This window comes from Streptomyces sp. Ru72 (assembly GCF_002920635.1).
GTDB lineage: Bacteria > Actinomycetota > Actinomycetes > Streptomycetales > Streptomycetaceae > Streptomyces.
Genome location: NZ_PQSR01000003.1, coordinates 48202 through 73486, shown reverse-complemented (window position 1 = coordinate 73486; position 25285 = coordinate 48202). Strand labels below are relative to the sequence as shown.

Genomic DNA, 25285 nt, shown 5'->3' with positions numbered 1-25285 from the left:
AGGGCGTCATGCTGACACCACATCAGCATGACGCCCACTGCCCTACCGAACCGACGTATCGTCGTCAGCGGTCGCAGATCACCACGATTCGTCGCCGGTCAGAACGATCACTACCTCGTCAGGCTCATCGGTACCGTCTCCATAGACGTCGACGTGATTTTCCACATTTGGAACCGGAATCAGCATCTTCACTGCTTCATTCGGATCCGAAATTTCGATCGACGCCCGAGGGAGGGTTATCTCCCCGGAGTACACGAGAACTTTGCCACTCGGCTGGTACGGCCCTTGTACACACTGCACTGATGCCGGACCGCTGGCAGCCTGCCGGACCGAGATGTACAAGGAGTCCGCACCACCGTGCACTATGTCGGTCGCAGGGTCCCAGCTTTCATGCGTATCGACGCTCCCGGGGGCGGCAGCAATGACAAGACCGTGCGAAAATCTCGTCGTACACGAGGCGAAGAGCATCATAGAGGTCACCTACTGTTTTGGTTTCCACACGGGGAAATCATAATACTCCTTGAGAAGACTGCGCACAATTCCGCCTTGTTGTTTGGAACATGCCTTGCAGTGGGGATACAGAGTCCACGGACCATCGGGGGCGAGCTTGTTCGGCGGATTATGGTCACCGGTCCAGTGTCCATCGGCGTAACCCGATTTCTTGGCACCGCAAGCGGCGCAGCCATTTCGGTCGCCGGATTCGTTGACCATTCTCTGCTCGTGGGCAAGCACGGTGTCTCCGCGCTCGGCAGTGACTCCCTCTGCCCTCTGCCCTCTCAGGGCCGGCCCGAGAGTCAACTTGCAGAGGTCATTCTCGTCCACGTTATGGACGAGAACCGCAACCGATCCGGCCACCACATGGTACGTGTGCAGGTCCTCGATGCTCAGGTCATACGTGACGCGTTGCGCCCTGTACGCCTTGACCTCGACGATCTCGGTCAGAGCACCGTCCCCGTTCTGGAGCTTCTGGCCCGCCTTGAGGTTGCCGGCCTGGGTCCAGGCGTTGCGGCTCACCTCGTAGAACTGGTGGTGCTTGGTGGTCTGGATCGTCTTCGGACCGGCCTTCGTGGCCACGACGACATCGACGTAGTCGCGGTCGGTCTTGGTGACGATCACGTCCTTGACCCGGTGCTTCTCCTTCTTCTTCTTGCCGGGCTCGGCCGTGAGGACGTAATCCCCGGCCTTGACCTGGGAGATCGGCTTGACCGTGCCGGCCGCCATCAGCACACCGGTCAGGCCGGTGAAGCTGTGCTTGGTCGGGCAGCCGCCCGGGCGTGACTGGCCTTCGGACTCCGGCTGCTGCTTCGTCTTCGGCCCGTACTTGCTGGCCGCCGCGCCGAAGACGCCGCCGCTGGCGGCGCCCAGGGCCGTCGCCTTGGCCGCGCCGCTCGCGCTGCAGCCCTCCTCGCTCGCCGCGCAGGAGATGCCGTAGCCGACCGCGCCTTCCGCCGCGCCGCCCGCGGCGCCCATCGCCGCGCCCTGGAGCACCTTGCCGCCGACGCCGGCGAGCAGGCGGCCCACCGCGCCGGAGGCCGCGCCGCCGGCCGCACCGCCCAGGGCGCCCGTGAGGCCGCCGATGGCGGTCGCGCCGAGGAAGCCCCCGACGGACTTCGGACCGTCGCTCATCATGTAGCCGACCGCGTTGGCGGCGGCGCCGGCCAGGGCCGCACAGCCGACCGCTCCGACGCCCCAGCTGGCGGCGGTGCAGCCCGCGAAGACCGCGACTCCCACGCCCACCGAGACGATGGTCGCGGCGTGCTTCTTCACATAGTTGGCCGTGGCCTTGGCCGCCTTCTTGACGCCTCTGCCGATCTTCTTGACGGCCTTCTTCGCCGCCTTGACCGCCTTGGCCACTCCGTGTTTGACCGCCTTGGCGACCTTCCGCACCGTCTTCTTGACGTGCTGGACGACCTTGTGGGCGTACTTCTTGACGCGTTTATAGGTGCGTTTGACGTATCTCTTGATCTTTTTGACGCTGTCGTGCACATAGTGCACGGCCTTGCGGACCGCCCGGCGGGCCTTGTGGACCACCTTCTTGGCCGCCTTCTTGATCTTCTTGGCGGCCTTGCGGACGGCCTTGGCGGCGTGCTTGACCGCGCTCTTGGTCTTCTTCCAGGCCGACTTCGCGGCCTTCTTGACCTTCTTGGTGACCTTCTTGACGGCCTTCTTGATGAACGAGAACCAGTGGCCGGTCGGGTCCGTACCCGTCATCGGGTTGTCGTTGGCGTAGGCGTACTGGTTGGCGTTCACCGAATCCGGCAGCGGGTCGTTGCCCACCGTGTCCCGGCTGTTGAACTGGCCGGTCTGCGGCGAGTACCAGCGCGCGGCCATGTTGACCTTGGCGGTCTGCGGATCGGTCCACCCGGACTGGTAGCCCAGGTTGCCCAGCATGCCCGCCGACGAGGACGTCTTGCCGAACGGCGTGTACGTCGCCGAGCCGGTGAGCGCCTCCGCGGAGTCGGTGAACTGGGCCACCACGTCGTCGTGGATGTCCGTCAGCGCCAGCACCGACGACACGGCCGTCTTCACGCCCAGCAGCGAGCCGTCGGCGTCGCGGCTGTAGGACGTCACACCGTCCGAGGCCACGTCGTTGCCCGCGCCGCTGTACTTGAACGAGAAGACGTCGGCCCCCGTCGCGTCCTTGGCGTTCAGGACGCGGTCCAGACCGTCGTAGGTGTACGTCCGGTCGCCCTCGTTGATCACGCGGTTGAAGGCGTCGGCCTTGAGGGAGGTCTGCACCCCGCTCTCGTCCGTGATCGTCTTCAGCGTGCCGCGTGCGGTGTACGCGTACGTGTTGTGCCCGTCCGAGGTGAGCCGGTTGCGGGCGTCGTACGTGTACGTGTCGCCGCCGACGCGGGTGCGGTTGCCCGAGGCGTCGTAGCCGTAGACCTCCGTCGTCGTCCCGTTGTTCCAGGACGTCAGCCGGTTCGCCCAGTCGTACGTGTACGTGTTCGACGAAGCACCCGTCACACCCGTCGTCGTCTTCGACGTCAGGTTGTCGTTCTCGTCCCATCCGTAGGAGATGGAGGCGAGCACCTTGCCGGTGGGCGAGGTCAGCTTGTCGTTGGTGATCCGCTCCAGCGCGTCGTAGGAGAACTCCCGCTTGGACTTGGCGGTGCCGTAGTCGACCTGCTTGACGTTGTTGTTGACGTCGTAGGTGTAGGTCAGCTTGGAGCCGGTGGCCCCGTCGTCGACCGTCTTCAGCCGGCCGGCCGTGTCGTACCCGTAGGTCGTCGTACCGGACGCGTCCGTGCGGGAGGTCATCGCCCCGTCGCCGTTGTAGGCGAAGGACGAGCTGCCCGACGGGCCGGACGCCGACAGCAGCAGACCGCGGTCGTCGTAGGTGAAGGTGTTCAGATCCGTACCCGCACCGGCGACGGCCGTGACACGGTCGTCGGAGTCGTACGCGTAGGTGTGGTCGACCGTGGCGGCCTCCGCACCCGTGCCGGTGGTCTTCGTCAGCCGGCTCTTGGCGTCGTACTCGTTGGTGACGACCACGCCGCCCGGGGAGCGCTGCTCCTTCACCCGGCCGTTCGCGTCGTACACCGTGGCGAAGGTGCGGTCCGCGAGGTCCGGGTGGGCCGGGGTGGACGGCTCGATCAGCGACTCGGGCAGTCCCCAGGTGTTGTAGGTGGTGATGAACGGGTTGCCACGGCCGTCGGTGAAGCGCGTGCGGTTGCCCGCCGCGTCGTAGCCGTAGGTCGTGGTGATGGACTCGGTCGCGGAGACCGGCTCCACCGCCTTGGTGACCAGGCCGGTGGGGTCCACGGTGAACGTGGTGGTGTGGCCCCGATAGTCGGTCACCGACAGCGGGTTGCCCGCCCGGTCGTACGTGGAGCGGCTGGTGCGCAGCACCCCGCCGAGTGCGTCCAGGTCCTGGGTGGTGACCAGCCGGCCGAAACCGTCGTACGTGTTCTTGGTGCTCGTGCCGTCGGGGTCCTTCGCGGTGAGAACCTGGCCGTCCATGTCGTAGGTGAACGTCGACACGTTGCCCGCGGGGTCGGTCACCTCGGTGACCTCGCCGAGAGCGTTGTACTTGTACGACTCCGACACCCCTGTCGGGCTGACCCGCCGGGACAGGTCGCCGCCGGGCGCGTCGTACTCGTTGATCGCCGTGTAGGCCCGCTGCGTCGGCTGGCGCACGATCTCCGTGCTGGTCAGCTCGTTGCCGAGGTAGTCCCAGGTGGACTCCTCACGGGCGCCGTTCGGGCGGGTGGTGGACAGCAGGTCGCCGTTGGTGTCGTACACGAACGTCGTCTTGTCGCCGCCCGGCTCCGTGACGGAGGCCAGGTCGCCGAGCTGCGTGTAGGTGTACGTCGTCCGGTTGCCCAGCGCGTCGACCTCCGCCGTGACCTGGCCGAGGTCGTTGTACTCGTTCCAGGACGTAGCCGTGATCGGAGTCGTGGACCCCGGCGGTGTGTAGTCGGGCAGCCTGGTCGAGGTCTCCTGGCCCTCGGCGTCGTAGGCGGTGACCGTGACGTTGCCGTTCGGGTCGGAGGTCTCGGTCACCTCACCGAACGTGTTGTACCCCGTCATCGAGATCGGGCGGACGGCCGTGGCCGCGCCCCCGTTCGTCTCGGCGTTGACGACCGGCTCGGTGACGGTGGTCTGCTGCGCGGCCTCGTCGTACCCGTAGTCGGTGGTGTTGCCGTTGGGGTCGGTCATCGACGTGGGCAGACCGCGCTGGTCCAGCTTCCAGGTGGTGGAACGGATCGAGCTGCCGGCCGCGGGCAGGGTGCCGTTGTAGAGCGACGACACCTGGGAGGCGGTCAGTGCCTCACCGTAGACCTGGACGTCGGCGATCGAGCCGTTGGCGTTCTCGGCGTACGTCCCGTTGTAGAGCCGTCGTCCGATCTGCAGCGGGCCGGTGGCCTCCCAGGGAGAGGTGAAGGCGGTCGTGGTCCCGGACTGGGAACCGTTGACGTACAGCTTCAGCGACGCGGTGGCCTGGTCGTAGACACCGGTGAGGTGGGTCCAGGTACCGCTCGTCACCGCCGAGGTGCCGGAGTAGGTCCGGATGGTCGACGCGCCGCTGGTGTCCGAGCCGTGGCGGTTGAAGGTCCAGCCGTACGCCGTGGAGTAGTACAGCTGGAAGCCGCTGGCCACCTTGCCGTCCTGCGCGAGGAAGGTGCTGTTCGCGCCCGTCGAGCCGAGCTTGACCCAGGCCGAGACGGTGAAGCTGCCGCTGGTGTTCACCGCCGGGCCGTCCGCCTGGCCGTAGGCGTTGGCGGTGCCGTTGAAGACCGCCGAGCCGCCCTTCTCGGTGGAGCGGGTCACGGCGCTGCCCAGCGTCACCTTGCGGTTGCCGCCGGAGGAGTCGTCGGCCGCGAGGCCGCTGGTCTCCGACAGCTTCCAGCGCGCCACGGGCGCGGTGCTCCCGTCGTGCTCGACGGTCCGGGTGACGTTGCCCAGGTTGTCGTAGAGCGTGTCCGTGGTGTTGACGTCGCCGGTCGCCGGGTCGGTCTCCGTCTCGCTGACGACATTGTCGTCCGGGTCGTAGGAGACCTTCGTGGAGCGGTTGACCCCGGTCGGGTCGAGCACCGACGACGTGACGCGGTCGTCCGCGTCCACCGTGAAGGTGGTCGTGGTCCGGCCGTCGTTGGTCACCTGCTTGATCAGGTTCCCGGCCATGTCGTAGGTGTTGGACTCCTCGACGAACTGCTTGCCGTTCGCCGGGTCCTTGCGGGTGACCGTGGCCGCCAGGCCGTCGTCGGTGTAGGTGTACTCGGTCACCCAGCCCATGGCGTCGGTGATCGACGCGAGCCGGCCCGCCGGGTCGTACGCCCGCGACTCCTGGACCAGGGTGGTCGGAGCCGAGGGGTTGTTCGGGTCGCCGGTGTAGTCGAGCAGACTGGTCGTCAGCGGCCTGCCCTCACCGTCGTAGGTGTAGGTGTTGACGTTCCCGTCGGGGTCGGTCTCCTTCACCTTGTTGCCGTAGACGTCGTACTCGAACGACGTCACGTCGCCGCCCGGGTCCGTGCGTGTGGCGAGACGGTTGTAGGCGTCGTACGTCATCGACGTCGTCCGCGAGGCGTCGCCGCCGGAGACGTCGGCGACGGTCTGCGAGGTGACGTTGCCGTCGTAGTCGTAGACCGTGGTGGTCTTCGCCTGGTGCACCGCGCCGGTGACGCGGTTGGTGACCGCGGGGGCGGTCTCGGTGACCACCTGGTCGTTCTTGTCGTACGTCCAGGAGGTGGTCAGGCCGCCGGGGTTGGCGTCGGATATCTCCTTCTGCGAGATCTTCCGGCCCAGGTTGTCGTACGTGTACGTGACCTTGGCGCCGTTGGCGTCGGTGACCGAGGCCAGGTCGCCGTCGGCGTAGTAGACGTGCTTGGTCGTCTTGCCGCCCGGCGTCGTCACCGTGTCGACCAGGCCCGCGGGCGCCACCGCCGTACCGCCCTCGGCCGCCGGGGTCGAGGAGGTGGTGTAGGTGGTGGTGGCGGTGCGCCCGTTCGGATGCCCGGCCACCGGCGGACCGGTCACCGACAGCAGGTTGCCGCCGGTGTCATAGGTGTAGCTGGTCAGGTACGTGTTGTCCGTCGCGGACGCGGAACGCGCGTCCCGCTCGGTCAGGAGCAGGTCGTTGCGGGGGTCCATCGGCGGGAACGCGGTGGTCGCGTCCGGGTAGTACGTGTAGTACTCCGTGGCGCACTTGTTCGCGGTGGTGTCCTGGCAGTCGGTCTGGGAGACCGTGTTGCCGCGGACGTCGTGACCGGTGATGCTGCGGTTTCCGTTGGCGTCCGTCACGGTGCGCAGGAAGCCGCCCGTGTCGTAGCCGTACGTCGTCCGCTTGCCCTCCGTGTCGATCACGGCCAGCTGACGGTTGCCCATCTCCGCGTCGTACACGTACGTCAGCGTCTTGTCGGTCGGGTCGGTGAGCGTCACCGTGCGCACCGGTGCGACGCCGGAGGACGCCTTGTAGGCCGACCAGTGCCGCTCCACCTCGTCCTCGCCCACGGCGTGGTCGTAGGCCGCGACCTCCGCGATGGAGCCGGTGAAGAAGCTGGCGTCACCGGGCGACTGGTACCAGCTCTTGGCGTAACCCGCACCGACGAACGTGCGGGTGTTCGACTGGTCGGCGGTCTGGCCGCTGAAGTCGGCCACCTTGGCGCCGTCGAGGTACATGGTCTGGGTCGTGCCCGAGGCGGACAGGACCGCGTGGTGCCACTGGTTGTCGGTGACGGTGCCCGTTGTCCCGAAGGCCGTGCCGCCGGTGCCCGCGGTGCTCCACCAGTGGCCGTGCAGCTTGTTGTCGGCGCCCACGTACAGCAGCGGGTTCCAGGTGCCGCTCGGGGTCGTGCCGGTCGGCGCCTGCGACTGGTCGGACAGGATCACACCGGGCTTCGCGGTCTTGAACCACAGCTCGACCGCGCGGCTGGCGGAACCGTGCCACGGCGTGAACGGGATCTCGGCGTACGACGAGGTGCCGTTGAAGGACGCGGCGGTGACGTCACCCGTGCCGAACGGGCCCGTCACCCCCTGGGTGACGGTGTTGTACGTGCCGAAACCGGTGTGGATCTCGTTGGCGGCCTGCGGCGCGCCCTGCGTGTCGGCCAGCCGCCAGTAGCCGCTGGGCGCGGAGCCCATCACGGCGGAGCGGTAGACCTGCGAGGAACCGGTGACGGTCGGCGGGTTGAGCTTCCAGGTGCCGCCGTCGCCGTCCGTGGCCTGCGTGACCAGGTCGTCGGTGGTGCTGTAGACCACCTGGGACTGGGTCTTCAGACCGGGCGTGGTGATCTTGCTGAGCAGACCCGCGGACCGTTTGGCGGCCTGGTACTGCGCGGTGATCACCGACGGGTCGAGGGGCTCGGAGTAGATGGCGACCTCCGCCATCTGACCGGTGTAGTGCCCGAGCCGGTCGTTCGGGTTCATCGCCGGCCAGCCCTGGGTGTTCACGCCCGCCCCGAGCGAGATGTAGGGCTGGTTCCAGTCGTTGATGGTGCCGGAGAGGGAGCCCTGGGCCACGCCGTCGAGGTAGAGGGTCTGGCTGGTGGCCTGACCGGTGAGGACCGCGTTGTGCCACTGTCCGTCGGTGACGGTGGCGCCGGAGACGATGTTGGGGCTGCAGCTGGGCGACATGGCCAGGCAGCCGCGCAGCTTGCCGTCGGTGCCGACGTATACCGCGGGGGTGTTCTTCGTCGTGTTGTTCACCGGGTCGGTGTCGCTCAGCGGCTTGTCGCCGTAGTAGAACAGCACGCCGCCGGCCGTGGTGGTCTTGAACCACAGTGAGACCGTCATGTACGAGGGCGTGGCGCCGGGCGCGGCCGGCATCTCCACGTACGACGTGGTGCCGTTGAAGGTGGCGGTCTTCTGGGTGGAGCCCGCGAGCAGCGACGAGCTGCCCAGGGTCACGTTGTGGTAGAGGCCGTTGTACCGGCCCTGGTTGGTGTCGACCGTGTCGTTGGCGACGGTCGCACCGGCCGCCTCACCGAGCCGCCAGTACGCGTACGGGTCGGCGTCCAGGACCGTGGTGCGGTAGTGGTTGCCGGTGGCGTAGGTGTAGGTGGTGCAGTGCGCCGAGTCGGCCGGGGGGCAGACCTTGGTCAGCTGATCGCCCGAGTAGCCGTACTGCCAGGTCTGCACGGTGTTCGAGTCACCGGCCGTGGACGGGTCGGTGAAGACCGTCTCGACATGCGCGGCGGTGGCTCCGGCCGGCGTCGACCAGGTCAGGCCCAGTGACCGCTTGGACGTCTCGTTGGTGATCTTCGTCAGCTGCTTGGACGCGTTGTACTGGAACGTCTCCGTGCGGCCGGCGTAGTCCTTGATGCCGGATATCGCGTAGGTGCCGGCCTTGGCGGTGGGCTGCTTGAAGGCGTACTCGGTGAAGTCCTTGTCCGTCAGCGTGTAGCCGCCGGTCACCGACTGCAGGCGGGCGTAACGGCCCAGCGGGGGCTGAAACGTTCCGTCGCTGTTGCGGCCGAAGGCGACCTGCTCACCGCCCGGGTAGGTGACGACGACGCTGGTGACCGTGCCCGACGGGTCCTTGACCTCGGCCGCCTTCATGTCGACGACCGTCGACCAGCCGGCGCCGAAGGCGCTGTCGATCCGCGGGTCGATGCTGTTGTACGAGCGGTCGATCTCCAGCGAGGGGCCGACCACCTCCACGTCCGCGTCACTGTCGTCGGTGGTGTAGTTCGCCTCGGACGGGTCGAAGTCGTGTCCGTCGGTGTTCTGGGCCAGGCCCGAGGTCACCGGCGGCTGCGGCACGGCGGTGGCGAAGCGGCTGGAGTACGTCACCTCGTCGTAACCGTCGCTCACCCCCACGTACCAGACGTAGTTCTTGGACCAGGTGAGCTTGCCGGCGGGAATCTTCCAGCTGCTCTTGGAGACGGCGCCGGAGGTGGCCACCGGGGTGGTGCTGGTGGAGTCGGCGTCGTAGACCTCGAAGGTGTACGTCAGGGCCGCGTTCGGCCACTTGTCCGCGTCGCTCGCGTAGACCAGCAGCTCCGGCTGGAGGGTGTTGGCCTGGAAGTTCTCCGGCGGGTACTGGGCGTTGACCTGCGGCTTGGTGTTCGGCGCGTAGGTCAGGTCCAGCGACGGGCGCCAGCTCGCCGTGGCCGACTCGTCGGAGTGGAACTTCTTCCAGTGCAGGTTGTCGCCGGTCGGAGCGGCCATGGCCAGGCCGTAGTTGGCGCCGCCGGTGGCGACCTGGGTGAACCACGAGGTCGACAGCGTCACCGGCATCTTCACGCCGACGCCGGCGCTGCCGGTGTTGTTGGTGCAGGAGGCACCCGGGTCGGGGGTGGCGGTGCCGATGGCGGAGCCGTACGACGGACCGGGGTACGTGGTGGTCGTCGTCGGCGACCACGACTGGGTCACCGGGTACACGGAGAAGGACTCGGGCTGGCACGTCGAGGACCACAGCGCCCAGACGTTGAGGGTCGCCGCGGAGACCTTCTGGCCGGCGAGCGTGGAGCCCAGCGACGAGAACTGCAGGAAGGAGTTGGCCTTCGTGGTGCCCGCGTCGTACGAACCGACCTTGATCTGGTTCTCGGCGGAGCGGTTGGCGCTGTAGTCGTTCTGGACGTACGTCGTCTCGCTCGCGAGGACCGTCGTCGGGTCGACGGTGACCGGGTAGACCCGCTTCGGATCGTCCAGCCAGGCCCGGTCGGCGGTCATCCGCAGCGCCGGTTCGCCGTCCACGGTGGTCAGCTCGTAGGAGACCTTCCCGGAGCGGGTGCCCTCGCCGGAGTGCCGGTCGATCCGGGAGTCCTCCATGTAGGCGTGCGGGATGGTGGCGGTCACCTTGCCGTCGGCGTCGGTGAACTCCACGTCGCCGTCCTCGGCGAGACGCGGGGTGAGGCCCTTGGCGTCCAGCGGGAAGACCCAGGAGCCGGCCGCGTCGCGGGAGCGCAGGACCAGGTTCTCCTTGAAGCCGTCGGCGATCGGGACGAGCTGGACGTCCGTCTCGGGCAGCACGTCGTTGTAGACGACCCTGCCGCCCTCGTCCTCGGTCGCCGCCGCCTTGTGGGCGCCGCGCAGCGCGTACGCCAGGGACCGGCCGGCGCCGAAGTCGACGGAGGCCAGCTGCTCGTCGGCGGCGTTCGGGGCGAACGCGACGTCGAGGGAGTTGGCCTTCTGCTCGAACCGGCCGTCCTCGCCCTTGACCAGGTCGGTGTCGATCGGCTTCCAGCTGCCGTCGTCCGCCTTGTAGTTGGAACGGCCGCTGTAGTGGCGGATCGTGACGGAGCCGTCGGCGTTGACGTAGTAGTCCGAGGTGGCCGTGGACTTCTTGGCGTTGCGCTTGCTGGTGCGGAGGTCGAAGCTCTTCGCCGTGCCCGCGGCCGGGCCGGTCGTGGCCGTCTCGGCCGGGTCGGCGGGCCGCTTGTACGGATCGAGCTCCCCCTTGCCCTTGCCGGGCTTGTGGCCGACACCTCGGTCGGCGCTGGTCGCCGCGGTCGAGGCGCGGTGGCTCTTGCCGCGGGCGGTGCCACCTTCCTGGTCCGGGGTGTCCAGCGGAGACTCGGTGGCCCACTTCCACAGTCCGGACAGGGACCACTCGGGCATGCTCAGCGGAGACAGCGTGGCACCGGTGGCTTCCGCCGTCTCGGTGGTGAGCATGAACGAGAGGGAGACGAGAACAGAAAGTGCCGTAACCCTCGCTCTGCGCCGACCGGTGCCACCCGGCGGGAACATGCGAGGGCTGCGGACCCAGCGCACACGCATGGGCAGCCTTTACTCACGAGCCGACAAAAGCTTCGCAAGTTTGCCCCAAGAACGTGCAAAGACTCCACACGAGATCGACAACGTTAGCCGATCTTTACCAAAGACCCGGAACCCTGGCCGCAGTTCACGCGTTACAGGTCCTCACGGCCTGTCTGATCGCCTGCACCACCGCCGCCTTGAGGCCTTCGTCAGGCTTGGCGCCGGTCACATTCCCGGCCGCTTCCGCGTTCGCCGCCGGCGCGTCGGCGGCTAGTACGAACCGCACCCCGGCGTTCCTCCCGGCGGCAGCCCGCGTGACCTGGACCTGCGGCGCGCCGACCGCCACCGCGACATCGCACTGACGCTGCATCAAGCTGTCGAAGAACGGCCACCACTGCGATGGCGCGGACGACCGGCGCCCCGCGCGTGGATCGCGGCCTGTTGCCGACACGCCGGCCACGCCGGGTCTTCATCTGGCCTCTGTTCCCGACGGCTTGACGAACAGACAGTGCAGCGACGCTGCGAGGGTGGAGGCGAAGAGCAGCAGGACGTCGGCGGCGTACTGCAGGCCGTGGGTGTCCTCCGGCGTGAGCATGGCCTCGAGCAGCCACGCCACGTTCACCGCGCCGAGGACCACCGCCGCCGGCCAGTCGGCGTGGTACTCCGCCGGAAGGCCGGGACGAGCGACGGCACGGCACCCAGCATTCCCAGACTCAACAGGGGTACGACCGCCAGTGCCACCCGGGGCGGCAGCCCGGGCACGGTGCCTGTCACCGCTCCAGTCGCCCGCGCGGCCACCACGTCGTGCTTCACGGCCGTTCACCTCCGCCTTTCAGGAGCGTCTACGCAGAGGTCCGTACATGTATACGAATACGGACGGAACGCCGTACGGTACCTCCCGGCCGGACGACGCCCACAGCGGAAGTCGTCCGCGAGGCCGCCGCCTCAGCCGCCGCACTGCCGCAGCATCATCTGCTTGTCGGCCGTCGTCACGGGAAGGTCGTACTTGAGTGACACCTGGGCGAAGCGCACCGAGTAGGCGCAGCGGATCTGTGTGTTCGGGGGCAGCCAGGTCGCCGGGCCGGAGTCGCCCTTCGCACCATTGGCCGGGCCGTCCACCGGGATCAGGTTGAGAGGGTCGTTGGCGATGTCCTCCCGCTTGCCCTTCGTCCAGCGCGAGGCACCCATCTGCCAGTCGTACGACAGCGGCATGACGTGGTCTATCTGCACCGTCGCCGCATGGGACTTGGTCCACTCGATCGTCTTCCCGGTGTACGGGTCGTGCAGCGTCATGGAGGTGACGACGCAGTCCGAGCCCGTCCGGAAGCGGACCTTCTCACCATCGCGTTTCAGGAGATCGTTTCGCGAGTCGCACCCGTTGTGGGAGAAGGGGATGCCGCCCGGGGCCGAGTCGGTCCAGGCATAGCCGAACTTGTCCCGCTCGTACCCCGTCTTGGGTCCGCGGCCCTTCGTCACCACCTTCTCGATCAGCGACCGGGCCTTCGCCCTGTCCGCGCTCGAAGTGATGGCTGCCAGCCCCGGCTTCGTCCCGTCGGGGTTGTCCAGGGGGTTCACCGCATGGCCGTCGGCGGCCGTCGGGACGGCGGAACCGGAGGGTCCGCCGTCCACGGGCGGGGCGAGGCCCTCGCACCCGGTGACCGTCAATCCGGTGGCCAGCAGCGCGGCGGCTGCCAGCAGGACACGCCGCCTCCCGCCACGGTGCCCGACGTGCCGCTCAGTACGCATCGCGCGACGCCCTCCCCTTGCCTGTACCGCCCACGCCGGGCGCGTTCTCCCGGTCTCACGGTAGCCGTCAAAGGGTTGTGTCCCTCACATCGCCTTCGTCATGCCTACGAGAACCGTCCCGCTCACGCGCTGCGGACCCGATACGACCGCTTACGACCGGTCGATCCGGGCCGCCGGACCGCCAGGACCCGCCGGACCCGATCCGGCCAGCCGGCCCGCCAGGACCCGATCCGGGCCGCTACGATCCCAGGATCGACGTCAGGAACTCCCCGACCCAGCCCAGCAACTCCCGCCCGACCAGCGGTTTTCCGCCGACTTTCGCCGTCTTGGGACGGGGCACCAGGACCTGGTGGACGGCCGGCTTGACGATGCTGCCGGGGTAGAGGCGCTTGAGCCGCAGCTCCTGCGACTCCCTCAACTCCACCGGGGCGAAGCGGATGTTGGTGCCCTGCAGGACGATCTCGCCGACACCGCAGGCGCGGGCGAGCATCCGCAGGCCCGCCACCAGCAGGAGGTTCTCCACCGGCTCGGGCAGCTTGCCGTAGCGGTCGACGAGTTCCTCGCGGACGGCCTTGATGTCCTCCTCCGAGTTCACGGAGGCGATCGCGCGGTAGGCCTGCAGGCGCAGCCGCTCGCCGGGCGCGTAGTCGTGCGGGACGTGGGCGTCGACGGGCAGCTCGATCTTGACCTCGAGCGGCGCCTCTTCTTCGATCTCGCCGGTCTCCAGCTGGCGCCGGTAGTCCGCGACCGCCTCGCCGACCATCCGCACGTACAGGTCGAAGCCGACGCCCGCGATGTGACCGGACTGCTCGCCGCCGAGCAGGTTGCCCGCGCCGCGGATCTCCAGGTCCTTCATCGCCACGTACATGCCCGCGCCCATCTCCGTGTGCTGGGCGATGGTCGCAAGCCGCTCGTGGGCGGTCTCCGTCAGCGGCTTCTCCGGCGGGTAGAGGAAGTACGCGTAGCCGCGCTCCCGGCCACGGCCGACGCGGCCGCGCAGCTGGTGCAGCTGGGACAGGCCGAAGGTGTCGCCACGTTCCACGATCAGCGTGTTCGCGTTGGAGATGTCGATGCCCGACTCGACGATCGTCGTGGAGACCAGCACGTCGAACTTCTTCTCCCAGAAGTCGACGACGACCTGCTCCAGCGCCTGCTCCGACATCTGGCCGTGGGCCGTGGCGATCCGCGCCTCGGGGACGATCTCGCGCAGCCGAGCCGCCGCCCGGTCGATCGACTCCACCCGGTTGTGGATGTAGAAGACCTGGCCCTCGCGCAGCAGCTCACGACGGATCGCGGCACCGATCTGCTTCTCCTCGTACGGCCCGACGAAGGTCAGCACCGGGTGCCGCTCCTCCGGCGGGGTGGTGATCGTGGACATCTCGCGGATGCCCGTCACCGCCATCTCGAGGGTCCTGGGGATCGGGGTCGCGGACATCGTCAGCACGTCGACGTTGGCGCGCAGCTTCTTCAGCTGCTCCTTGTGCTCGACGCCGAAGCGCTGCTCCTCGTCGACGATGACCAGACCGAGGTCCTTGAACCTGGTTTCCGACGAGAACAGGCGGTGCGTGCCGATGACGACGTCCACCGCGCCCTCGCGAAGCCCTTCCAGGACCGCCTTGGCCTCCGTGTCCGTCTGGAAACGGGACAGCGCCCTGACGTTCACCGGGAACTGGGAGTAGCGGTCGGAGAACGTGCCGAAGTGCTGCTGCACCAGCAGCGTCGTCGGTACGAGGACGGCGACCTGCTTGCCGTCCTGGACCGCCTTGAACGCGGCCCGCACCGCGATCTCCGTCTTGCCGTAGCCGACGTCGCCGCAGATCAGGCGGTCCATCGGGACCGACTTCTCCATGTCCTCCTTGACCTCGGCGATCGTGGTCAGCTGGTCCGGGGTCTCCGCGTACGGGAACGCGTCCTCCAGCTCCCGCTGCCAGGGGGTGTCCCCGCCGAAGGCGTGGCCGGGGGCCGCCATGCGCGCGGAGTACAGCTTGATGAGATCGGCGGCGATCTCCTTGACGGCCTTCTTCGCGCGCGCCTTCGTCTTGGTCCAGTCGGCGCCGCCCAGGCGGTGCAGGGTCGGGGCCTCGCCGCCGACGTACTTGGTGATCTGCTCCAGCTGGTCGGTGGGGATGTAGAGGCGGTCGCCGGGCTGGCCGCGCTTGGCCGGGGCGTACTCCACCACCAGGTACTCGCGGGTGGCGCCCTGGACCGTGCGCTGCACCATCTCGATGTAGCGGCCGACGCCGTGCTGCTCGTGGACGATGTAGTCGCCGGACTCCAGGGTCAGCGGGTCGATCGTCTTGCGGCGGCGGGCCGGCATACGGGCGCCGTCGCGGCCTGCCGCCCGTTGGCCGGACAGGTCCATCTCCGTGAGGACGGCCAGCTTGAGGGCCGGGTCGACGAAGCCGTACTCGATCGAGCCGCACGCCACGTGCACGACCGACGGGGACAGCGCCTGGAGGTCGGCGTCGAGGCGGGCCGCGATGCCCTCGTTGCCCAGCACCTCGACCGTGCGGGACGCCGGGCCGTGGCCCTCGGTGACGAACACGGTGCGCCAGCCGTCGGCGAGCCAGCCCTTGGTGTCGGCGAGCGCCTTCGCGGTGTCGCCCCGGTAGGTCTCGGGCGCGTGCATGCCGAGTGTGAGGGTGTCGCCCGCCGCGTCAGCGGCATATGTCACCGTGAGGTCGGCGTCCGCGGCGAACGGGGACACCGACCACCACATCATGCCCAGCTCTCCGGCCCGGTCCCGGACGTCCGCGAGGGACCACAGGGAGGCGGCGCCGACGTCGATGGGAGCCTCGCCGCCGCCGGCCGTCGCCGCCCAGGAGGCCTGCAGGAACTCCTGGCTGGTGGCCACCAGGTCCGCGGCGCGCGTGCGCACCCGCTCCGGGTCGCACACGACGGCCATGGCGCCCGCGGGCAGGACGTCGAGCAGCAGCTCCATGTCGTCGACGAGGACGGGCGCGAGGGACTCCATGCCCTCCACGGCGATCCCCTCGGCGATCTTGCCGAGCAGTTCACCCAGCTCCGGGTGGTCCTCGGCGAGGGCGGCGGCGCGCTGCCGCACGTCGTCGGTGAGCAGCAGCTCGCGACAGGGCGGTGCCCACAGGCCGTGCTCGGCGACCTCCAGGGAGCGCTGGTCGGCGACCTTGAAGTAGCGGATCTCCTCGACGTCGTCGCCCCAGAACTCGATGCGCAGGGGGTGTTCCTCGGTGGGCGGGAAGACGTCCAGGATGCCGCCTCGCACGGCGAACTCACCGCGCTTCTCCACCAGCTCCACGCGGGAGTACGCGGCGGCGGCGAGGGCGTCCACGACGTCGTTCAGGTCGGCGCTCCGGCCGGTTCTCAGCGACACCGGTTCCAGGTCGCCGAGACCCTTGACCTGGGGCTGGAGCACGGAACGCACGGGGGCGACGACGACGGAGACCGGGCCGGTCTCGGGGTCGTCGGAGCTCGGGTGGGCGAGCCGCCTCAGGACGGCGAGGCGGCGGCCGACGGTGTCGCTGCGAGGGCTGAGGCGCTCGTGCGGGAGGGTCTCCCAGGACGGGTACTCCACGACGCCGTCGGGTGGCAGCAGGGAGCGCAGCGCGGCGGCGAGGTCCTCGGCCTCACGGCCGGTCGCGGTCACGGCGAGGACGGGCCTGCCCGCCTCCCGGGCGAGTGCGGCCACGGTGAAGGGGCGTGCCGCCGGGGGGCCGACGAGGTCGACGTGCATACGGTTGCCGTCGGTCGCGGCCTTGACCGCTTCCGCGAGTGCGGCGTCCTTGACGACGGCGTCGAGCAGACCGTGCAGGCTCATGGAGGGGCATCCGTCCCGGGGTGGGCAACACGAACACCCGGCCGCGAGATTTTCTGGGGCCGGGGTTGTCCAGCCTACGACGCCGGGCGGGTGACCGTCGGGGCTGTGGACAACGTCCGGCCGGTCGCTGGGTGCGGGCGTCGGATGGTATTCGCCCCCGCCGCCGCTACCCTTCCCGTCCTCAGGGGCTCCGCCCCTTCAACCCCACCAGGGGCTCCGCCCCAGACCCCATCCGGGGGCCGGCCCCCGGACCCCCGCTCCTCAAACGCCGGAGGGGCTGAATTCCAGCCCCTCCGGGGGTCCTCCCTGCTCGAAGAGCTTGGGGGAGTTTGAGGACAAGGCCGTCGCGGGGCCCTGGCAGCGCAGCCCCCAGGGACGGGAAGGGCAGGGGCGGCGGGCGAGAAAACTCTCAGGCCGGACCGGGCGGCGCAGGAGAAGCCCGGCGTCGAAGAGCGTGTGCTCCCCGGCGCCGGGCTCCGCCCGGTTCGCCCGTGCTCCCCGTTTCGGGAGTCAGCGTGCTCCCCGTCTCGGGGGCTACTCCGTGGCGATGGCGTTCAGTACGTTCATCCGGCCCGCCCGGAACGCCGGGATCAGGGCTGCGAACAGGCCCACGAAGGCCGAGGCGATGAAGACGCCGGTGATCGTGCCCCACGGGATCTGGAGGACGTTCAGGCCCTCCAGGGCGAGCAGCTTCTGGGCCGTGGCGCCCCAGCCCATGCCCAGGCCGAGTCCCAGCAGGGCGCCGAAGAGGGCGATCACCACCGACTCCAGGCGGATCATGCGGCGCAGCTGGCGGCGGGAGAGACCGATCGCCCTGAGCAGGCCGATCTCCCTCGTCCGCTCCACCACCGACAGGGCCAGCGTGTTCACCACGCCCAGGACCGCGACGATGATCGCGAGGGCGAGCAGGCCGTAGACCATGTTGAGCAGCTGGCCGACCTGGTCCTTCAGCTCCTTCTTGTAGTCGGTCTGGTCGCGCACCTGGTACTGCGGGTACGGCTTCATCGACTGCTTCAGCGCCGCGTACGCCTGCTTCTCCTGGCCCTTCTCGGCCTTGGCGAACATGATCTGGTTCGGCGGGATCCTGTCCTTCGGTACGTACTTCTCCATGGTGGCGATGCTCATGTAGCGGGCGCCCTGGTCGAGGGCGGTGTCGTCGCTGGTGATCGCCGCGACCTTGAGCTTCGCCGTCCGGCCGCCCTTGAACGCGACGGTGATGGTGTCGCCGACGTGCACGCCGTGCTTCTTGGCGTAGTCGGAGCCGACCGACATCGCGTCGTCGCCGTAGGCGGCGGACAGGGTGCCCTGGGTGGTCGTGCGGCGCAGGTCGTCCGCGTACGAGGGGTCCGCGGCCGTGATCCCGGTGTCGTCGGCCTTGCCGTCCGGCGAGGTGAGGGTGGCGTCGAGCATCTTATAGCGGGTGACGTGCGCCAGATGCGGACTGTGCTGCATGGCCTTCTCCGCCTGCGGCACGATGCGCTGGTTGCCCTGGACGATGAAGTCCGCGCCGACCGACTTGTCCAGCTCGCCGGTGGCCGAGGCCACCATCGAGGAGCCGACCACCGAGAGGCAGGCGACCAGTGCGAGGCCGATCATCAGGGCCGCGCCGGTGGCGCCGGTGCGGCGCGGGTTGCGCAGGGCGTTGCGCTCGGCCATGCGGCCCACCGGGCCGAAGGCCCGCAGCAGCACCGCGCTGATCACCCGGACCACTCCGCCCGCCAGCAGTGGGCCGATGACCACGAAACCGATCAGGGTCAGGACCACGCCGACGCCGAGGACGAGCGAGCCGTCGCTCGCCTTGTCGGCACTGGCCGCCGCGTACAGGGCGGCGCCACCGGCGCCGGTGAGGACGAGGCCGATCAGGGCGCGCACCCGGCCCGCCTTGCCGTCGGCCGGCGTGCCGGCGTCCCGCAGGGCGGCCATCGGGGAGACCTTGCCGGCGCGGCGGGCCGGCAGGTAGGCGGCCAGGACGGTGACGACGACGCCCAGGACCAGGCCGGCCACCGGTGTGGTCGCCTTGACCGTCAGGTCCCGCGTCGACAGGTCCATGCCCATCGAGCCCATGACCTTCATCAGGCCGATCGCGATACCGACACCCGCGCCCACGCCGAGGACCGACCCGAGGACGCCCAGCAGCAGCGCCTCGACCAGGACGGACCGGTTGACCTGCCGGCGGGAGGAGCCGATCGCCCGCATCAGGCCGATCTCCCGCGTCCGCTGGGCGACCAGCATCGAGAAGGTGTTGATGATCAGGAAGATGCCGACCAGGAACGCGATCCCGGCGAAGCCGAGCATGGCGTACTTGATGACGTTCATGAACTGACCGACGTCCTGGCGGTTCTCGTCGGCGTTCTCCTTGGCGGTCTGGACCTTGAAGGACCCGGCCCCGGAAAGTGTCCGCGTGACGTTCTGCTTCAGCTGCTCGTCCGACACACCGGACGCCGCGGTGACGTTGATGTTCGTGAACCGGCCGGTCGTCCCGAGCAGTTCGCGCTGCGCGGTGGCGGTGTCGAAGTAGACCACCGCGGCACCGGGGTTGGTCACCTTGAAGGTGGCGATGCCGACGATCCGCGCCCGGAAGTCACCTGTCTGCGCGATGGTGCGCAGCTCGTCGCCCAGCTTGAGGTGGTGCTTGTCGGCGGTGTCGGCGTCGACCATCATCTCGGTCGGCCCGCGCGGGGCGTGACCGGACGTGATGTCCATCGACCGCAGGTCGTTGCTCGTCCAGTTGCCGGCGATCGTCGGGGCGCCGGTGGAGGAGCCCATGTTCTCGTTGTCGCTGTCGACGACGGTCACGTTCATCGAACTGACGCCGCCCTCGACCGACTTGACGCCCTCGGCCTGCCGGGCCTTGTCCAGCACCGAGGCCGGCAGCGACTCGGGCACGCCGCTCTGCGGGGTCTCGTCGCTCTTGGCGACCTTCGGCGAGACGGTCACGTCGGACGCCGTCACCGCGAACAGCTTGTCGAACGTCGTGTTCATCGTGTCGGTGAACACGAGCGTGCCGCACACGAACGCCACCGACAGCAGGACCGCGACGGCCGACAGCGCCATGCGCCCCTTGTGCGCGAAGAAGTTGCGCAGCGAGGTCTTCAGGACGGTCATGACGTGCGCCCCCGGGCGTCGAAGTCCTTCATGCGGTCCAGGACGGTGTCCGCGGTCGGCTTGAGCATCTCGTCGACGATCCGGCCGTCCGCCAGGTACAGCACGCGGTCGGCGTAGGAGGCGGCGACCGGGTCGTGCGTGACCATGACGATGGTCTGGCCGAGCTCGTCCACGGACCGGCGCAGGAAGCCCAGCACCTCGGCACCCGCGCGGGAGTCGAGGTTTCCGGTCGGCTCGTCACCGAAGATGATCTCGGGGCGGGCGGCCAGGGCGCGGGCGACGGCCACGCGCTGCTGCTGTCCGCCGGAGAGCTGGCCGGGCCGGTGCTTGAGCCGCCCGGCGAGCCCGACGGTCTCCACGACCCGGTCCAGCCACGCCTTGTCCGGCTTGCGGCCGGCGATGTCCATGGGCAGCGTGATGTTCTCGATCGCGTTCAGGGTGGGCAGCAGGTTGAACGCCTGGAAGATGAACCCGATGCGGTCCCGGCGCAGCTGGGTGAGCTTCTTGTCCTTCAGGCCGGTGATCTCGGTCTCGTCGAGGTGGATCTGGCCGCTCGTCACGGTGTCGAGCCCGGCGAGGCAGTGCATCAGCGTGGACTTGCCGGACCCCGAGGGGCCCATGATGGCGGTGAACTGGCCGCGGGCGATGTCCACGTCGACGTGGTCGAGGGCGACCACCCGGGTCTCCCCCGCCCCGTACGCCTTCACGACCTGCCGAGCCCGCGCGGCAACGGCCGTACGCCCTCCAGTGCCCCCGTGCCTGGGAATGGTCACGGCCGATGTCATGGTTGATCCCCTTTTGTCCATCAGTGAATGACATGCGCGTGAGTGCGCTGATCGGTGTCGATCGGTGTGATGAGTACGCCGGTCAGTCTGGTGCCGGCCCAGGGGCCGGCGCGCTGGTGCCCGGCCCCGTCTTCCGCTGGGGAAAACCCCACCCCCTCTGGTGCGGCCGGCGCGACCCCCGTGCGCCCCGACCGCTCCCCAGCGGCGTAAAGCCAGGCTAAGGAACGGGCCCGGTCCCTCTCGTCCTCCGGTGGGACGAGCCCTCCCCGGGCCCCGATACGGAGGAACCCCTAGGGGTCCTCCACCTCGAGGTGGACCGGCCTCGGGGCTTGCCTCCACCCGTCGGCCCACCCACTGTCCACCCTGACGTCGCGTGAGGGTCAACTCTCCCCAGGCGGGCGCCACGAGTGAGAGGGTGTCGTACGGCAGATACGTGCACAGGGAAACGACCGGGAGAGGATTCCTGTGGACCAGGGGGAGACGGACATACGGGCCGCCGCGGGCGGCCGCACCCAGGACGCGACACGGCACCGCGGGGCCGTCGTCGCCGCGCTGATGCTGACGATGGCGCTGGCCGCGCTGGACGCGACCATCGTCTCGACGGCCGTACCGCAGATCGTGGGCGACCTCGGCGGATTCTCCGTCTTCTCGTGGCTGTTCTCCGGCTATCTGCTGGCCGTGACGGTGACGCTGCCCGTCTACGGCAAGCTGTCCGACACCTTCGGCCGCAAGCCGGTGCTGATCGCGGGCGCCTCCGTCTTCCTGCTGGGCTCGCTGTTGTGCGCGCTCGCCTGGAGCATGGGCGCGCTGATCGCGTTCCGCATCGTGCAGGGCCTGGGCGGCGGCGCCCTGCAGGGCACGGTGCAGACGCTCGCAGCCGACCTGTATCCGCTGAAGGAGCGCCCGAAGATCCAGGCGAAGCTGTCCACGGTGTGGGCCGTGTCCGCGGTGGCGGGCCCGGGGCTCGGCGGGGTGCTCGCCGCCTACGCGGACTGGCGGTGGATCTTCCTGCTCAACCTGCCGATCGGGATGGTCGCGCTGTGGCTGATCGTCCGCCGTCTGCACGAGCCGAACAGGGAGTCGCGCCCGCGCCCCCGCATCGACTGGGCGGGCGCCCTCGCGGTGTTCGCGTGCGGGGGCGTGCTGCTGACGGCGCTGGTGCAGGGCGGGGTGGCCTGGCCGTGGCTGTCGGCGCCGTCGCTGGCGCTGTTCGGGACGGGGCTCGCGCTGGTCGCGCTGGTGGTGGCGGTGGAGCGCCGGGCGGCCGAGCCGATCATCTCGGGGTGGGTGTGGCGGCGCCGTACGATCGCCGCGGTCAATCTGGCGCTCGGCGCGCTGGGGCTGCTGATGGTGGCCCCGTCGGTCTTCCTGCCGACGTACGCGCAGGCGGTGCTCGGTCTCGCCCCGGTGGCGGCCGGGTTCGTCCTCTCCGTGTGGACGCTCAGCTGGCCGGTGTCGGCAGCGCTCAGCCAGCACGTGTACCGGCGCATCGGCTTCCGCGACACGGCGATCCTGGGCATCGGCCTGGCCGCGCTGCTCCTGCTGGCGTTCCCGTTCCTGCCGTACCCCGGCTCGCCCTGGCAGCCGGCCCTCCTGATGCTCCTGCTGGGCGGCGCGCTGGGCCTGTTCCAGCTGCCGCTGATCGTGGGTGTGCAGTCGACGGTCGGCTGGGCGGAGCGGGGGACGACGACGGCGTCCGTCCTGTTCTGCCGTCAGACCGGCCAGACGATCGGGGCGTCGGTGTTCGGCGCGGTCGCCAACGGGGTCCTGGCCTCCCGCCTGGGCGGGTCGGGCCATCTGGACGCGGTGACGCGTGGCCTGAACGCGGGCACCACACCGGAGGCGACCCGCCGGGCGATCGCGGACGCGGTGCACGCCGTGTACCTGGGCGCTTCGTGCGCGGCCGCGGCGGCGTTCCTGGTGCTGCTGTTCGTGGCCCCGCGGAAATTCCCCGTGCTCAAGGACTGAGCGGCCCCACCGTGTGGCCATGGTGAAGCCGGAGCGGCTGCGGGCCGACCACGCCGATGCCCTGCTGGCCTTCGAGCGGGAGAACCGGGCGTACTTCACCCGCACCGTGTCGGACCGTGGGATGCGTACTTCGCCGAGTTCGCCGTCCGCCACCGGTCGCTCCTCGCCGAACAGGACGCCGGTATGTGCCACTTCCACGTCGTGACGGACGAGCAGGGGTCCCTGATCGGCCGGGTCAACCTCGTCGACGTCGAGGACGGATGCGCCGAACTCGCCTACCGCATCGGCGAACGCGCCGCCGGCCGGGGTGCGGCCGGCGCCGCGGTCGCGGAGTGTGCCGGCTGGCCGCCTCGGCGTACGGACTCACCGCCCTCGCCGCGGTCACCACCTGCGACAACGCGGCGTCCCGAACCGTCCTCGAACGCAACGGCTTCACCGCGGTCGGGGACACCGTTGTGGCCGGCCGCCCCGGCATCCGCTACCGACGCCCGCTTACTGCTCCTCACGGCACCGGCGGCACCGGCGGCACCGGAACGGAGGAAACCGGAGCCACCGACAAGTCCCGCTCCTGCCGCACCCGTTGACTTCCTCCTCCCCCGGCTCTACGTTCGGCGCGCCATCACGTTCGGTTTGTCGATCCTCGTTCGATATTTCGACGCATCGATCACGCTAGGAGCCGCATGTTCCCCCCACCACGGCACCTCCTCCACCGCTCCAGAACCCGCGCCGCACGCCTCCTCGCCCTCGCCCTCACCGCGACGGCCGCCCTCCTCTTCGCCGAGCCCACGTCCGCCGCGGCGGCCACCGCACCCCGCCAGATCCCCGTGCCCACCGCCCCCATGGGCTGGGCCTCCTGGAACAGCTTCGCCGCGAAGATCGACTACAACGTCATCAAGCAGCAGGTCGACGCGTTCGTCGCCGCGGGCCTGCCGGCGGCCGGTTACCAGTACATCAACATCGACGAGGGCTGGTGGCAGGGCACCCGCGACAGCGCCGGCACCATCACCGTCGACGAGACGGAGTGGCCGGGCGGCATGAAGGCCATCGCCGACTACATTCACAGCAAGGGCCTGAAGGCGGGCATCTACACCGACGCCGGCAAGGACGGCTGCGGCTATTACTACCCGACCGGCCGCCCCGCCGCGCCCGGCTCCGGCAGCGAGGGCCACTACGACCAGGACTTCCTCCAGTTCTCCAAGTGGGGCTTCGACTTCGTCAAGGTCGACTGGTGCGGCGGTGAGAGGGAGGGACTCGACGCGAAGTCGACGTACCAGGCCATCAGCGACGCGATCGGCAGGGCCACGGCCACCACCGGCCGCCCGATGACCCTGTCGCTGTGCAACTGGGGCCGGCAGAACACGTGGAACTGGGCCCCGGGCCAGGGCGCGATGTGGCGGACCAACGACGACATCATCTTCTACGGCGAGCAGGCGTCCATGAGCAGACTCCTGACCAACTACGACAGGAACCTGCACCCCACCGCCCAGCACACCGGCTACTACAACGACGCCGACATGCTGATCGTCGGCATGAACGGCTTCAACGCCGCCCAGAACCGCACCCACATGAACCTGTGGGCCATCTCCGGCGCCCCGCTGCTCGCCGGCAACAACCTCGCGACCATGACCACCGAGACGGCCGACATCCTCAAGAACCCAGAGGTCATCGCCGTCGACCAGGACACGCGCGGCCTCCAGGGCGTCAAGGTCGCCGAGGACACCACCGGGCTCCAGGTGTACGGCAAGGTCCTGTCCGGCACCGGCAACCGCGCCGTCGTCCTCCTCAACCGCACGTCCACCGCGCAGAACATGACCGTCCGCTGGTCCGACCTCGGCCTGACCAACGCGAGCGCTACCGTCCGTGACCTGTGGGCGCGGCAGAACGTCGGCTCGTACGGCACGAGTTACACCACCAGCGTTCCGGCCGGCGGCTCGGTGATGCTCACGGTCACCGGCGGCACGGAGGCCGCGAGCAGCACCTACACCGGCACGTCGGGCTTCAGCGGCGTGGCCGCAGCGAGCACCGGCCTGCAGACCGTCGACGTCTCCTACACCAACAGCACCTCGACCGCCCGCAAGGCCACGCTCCAGGTCAACGGCCAGAACGCCACGACGGTCTCCTTCCCGCCGACCGGCGCCGGCCCCGGCACGATCTCGGTCGCCGTCTCCTTGTCGAAGGGCTCCGCCAACACCCTCGCCTTCTCCGGCGCTCCGACCCTCGACTCGATCACGGTCCGGCCGCTGCCCGGCGCGAACGGCGCCCTGTACATCGGCAAGCAGTCCGGCCGCTGCCTGGACATCGACAACAACACCATCACCAACGGCACCCAGGCCCAGCTGTGGGACTGCAACGGCGGCCAGAACCAGTCCTGGACGTACACCTCCCGCAAGGAGCTGGTCGTGTACGGCAACAAGTGCCTGGACGCCTACAACTCCGGCACCTCCAACGGCACCAAGGCCGTCATCTGGGACTGCAACGGCCAGACCAACCAGAAGTGGAACGTCAACTCGGACGGCACGATCACGAACGTCAACGCGGGCCTGTGCCTGGACGCCTACAACGCGGCCACGTCCAACGGCACGAACCTCGTCCTGTGGTCCTGCAACGGCGGCGACAACCAGAAGTGGACCCCGGCGTAACGAGGGCCCACGCACAGGAAGGACGAACCCCCACCCCGCAGTCCGCGGAGTGGGGGTTCGCATCAGAGCGCCGGGCAGGCCTTGCACCTGCATCTCCCCGC

The 25285-nt window shown here is 69.3% G+C and carries 10 protein-coding genes and 1 pseudogene; 3 read left to right on the top strand and 8 right to left on the bottom strand.

All coding sequences use genetic code 11. The features are described 5' to 3' along the window. Window positions 1-78: 78 nt before the first annotated feature. From C3488_RS40030 to C3488_RS02445, 8 genes are all read right to left on the bottom strand, one after another. Entirely contained in the window at window positions 79-471 is a 393-nt protein-coding gene (locus C3488_RS40030; RefSeq protein WP_146067823.1) for a hypothetical protein, read from the bottom strand. A gap of 9 nt (window positions 472-480) precedes the next feature. Then, window positions 481-11061, bottom strand: a complete 10581-nt coding sequence (locus C3488_RS02470; protein WP_258053256.1) for a LamG-like jellyroll fold domain-containing protein — start codon at window positions 11059-11061, stop codon at window positions 481-483. A gap of 229 nt (window positions 11062-11290) precedes the next feature. Continuing rightward, window positions 11291-11605, bottom strand: a complete 315-nt coding sequence (locus tag C3488_RS02465) for a hypothetical protein (protein ID WP_103837618.1) — start codon at window positions 11603-11605, stop codon at window positions 11291-11293. A gap of 9 nt (window positions 11606-11614) precedes the next feature. Continuing rightward, window positions 11615-11767, bottom strand: coding sequence for a hypothetical protein (locus tag C3488_RS40350; RefSeq protein WP_181138850.1), 153 nt, complete (start codon window positions 11765-11767; stop codon window positions 11615-11617). Between the two features lie 323 nt (window positions 11768-12090). After that, window positions 12091-12891: an HNH endonuclease family protein gene (locus C3488_RS02460; RefSeq protein ID WP_103837617.1), complete on the bottom strand. Its 801-nt coding sequence runs from the start codon at window positions 12889-12891 to the stop codon at window positions 12091-12093. Window positions 12892-13129: 238 nt separating this feature from the next. Continuing rightward, window positions 13130-16687 carry a transcription-repair coupling factor gene (gene mfd, locus C3488_RS02455; protein WP_103837616.1) on the bottom strand — a complete coding sequence of 1186 codons (3558 nt, stop codon included), beginning with the start codon at window positions 16685-16687 and terminating at the stop codon, window positions 13130-13132. Between the two features lie 534 nt (window positions 16688-17221). Further along, complete coding sequence (locus tag C3488_RS02450) at window positions 17222-19792, bottom strand: ABC transporter permease (RefSeq protein ID WP_103837615.1); 2571 nt, start codon at window positions 19790-19792, stop codon at window positions 17222-17224. Beyond that, entirely contained in the window at window positions 19789-20577 is a 789-nt protein-coding gene (locus C3488_RS02445; protein WP_103837614.1) for an ABC transporter ATP-binding protein, read from the bottom strand. Before C3488_RS02445 ends, C3488_RS02450 begins: the two co-directional genes overlap by 4 nt. Before the next feature lie 465 nt (window positions 20578-21042). Here C3488_RS02445 and C3488_RS02440 point away from each other — a divergent pair, with 465 nt between their 5' ends. From C3488_RS02440 to C3488_RS02430, 3 genes and pseudogenes are all read left to right on the top strand, one after another. Next, a complete protein-coding gene (locus C3488_RS02440; RefSeq protein ID WP_374955392.1) occupies window positions 21043-22545 on the top strand; it encodes an MFS transporter in 1503 nt (500 codons plus the stop codon). 19 nt (window positions 22546-22564) lie between these two features. Then, window positions 22565-23129 (top strand): annotated as a pseudogene (locus C3488_RS02435) (GNAT family N-acetyltransferase). 96 nt (window positions 23130-23225) lie between these two features. Then, complete coding sequence (locus C3488_RS02430) at window positions 23226-25184, top strand: ricin-type beta-trefoil lectin domain protein (protein WP_103837613.1); 1959 nt, start codon at window positions 23226-23228, stop codon at window positions 25182-25184. The last annotated feature ends 101 nt before the right edge of the window (window positions 25185-25285 follow it).

Excerpts from the sequence above, each read along its gene's own strand:
- C3488_RS40030 (WP_146067823.1), bottom strand. The coding sequence starts at position 471 with ATGATGCTCTTCGCCTCGTGTACGACGAGATTTTCGCACGGTCTTGTC.
- C3488_RS02470 (WP_258053256.1), bottom strand. The coding sequence starts at position 11,061 with ATGCTCACCACCGAGACGGCGGAAGCCACCGGTGCCACGCTGTCTCCG.
- C3488_RS02460 (WP_103837617.1), bottom strand. The coding sequence starts at position 12,891 with ATGCGTACTGAGCGGCACGTCGGGCACCGTGGCGGGAGGCGGCGTGTC.
- mfd (WP_103837616.1), bottom strand. The coding sequence starts at position 16,687 with ATGAGCCTGCACGGTCTGCTCGACGCCGTCGTCAAGGACGCCGCACTC.
- C3488_RS02450 (WP_103837615.1), bottom strand. The coding sequence starts at position 19,792 with ATGACCGTCCTGAAGACCTCGCTGCGCAACTTCTTCGCGCACAAGGGG.
- C3488_RS02445 (WP_103837614.1), bottom strand. The coding sequence starts at position 20,577 with ATGACATCGGCCGTGACCATTCCCAGGCACGGGGGCACTGGAGGGCGT.
- C3488_RS02430 (WP_103837613.1), top strand. The coding sequence starts at position 23,226 with ATGTTCCCCCCACCACGGCACCTCCTCCACCGCTCCAGAACCCGCGCC.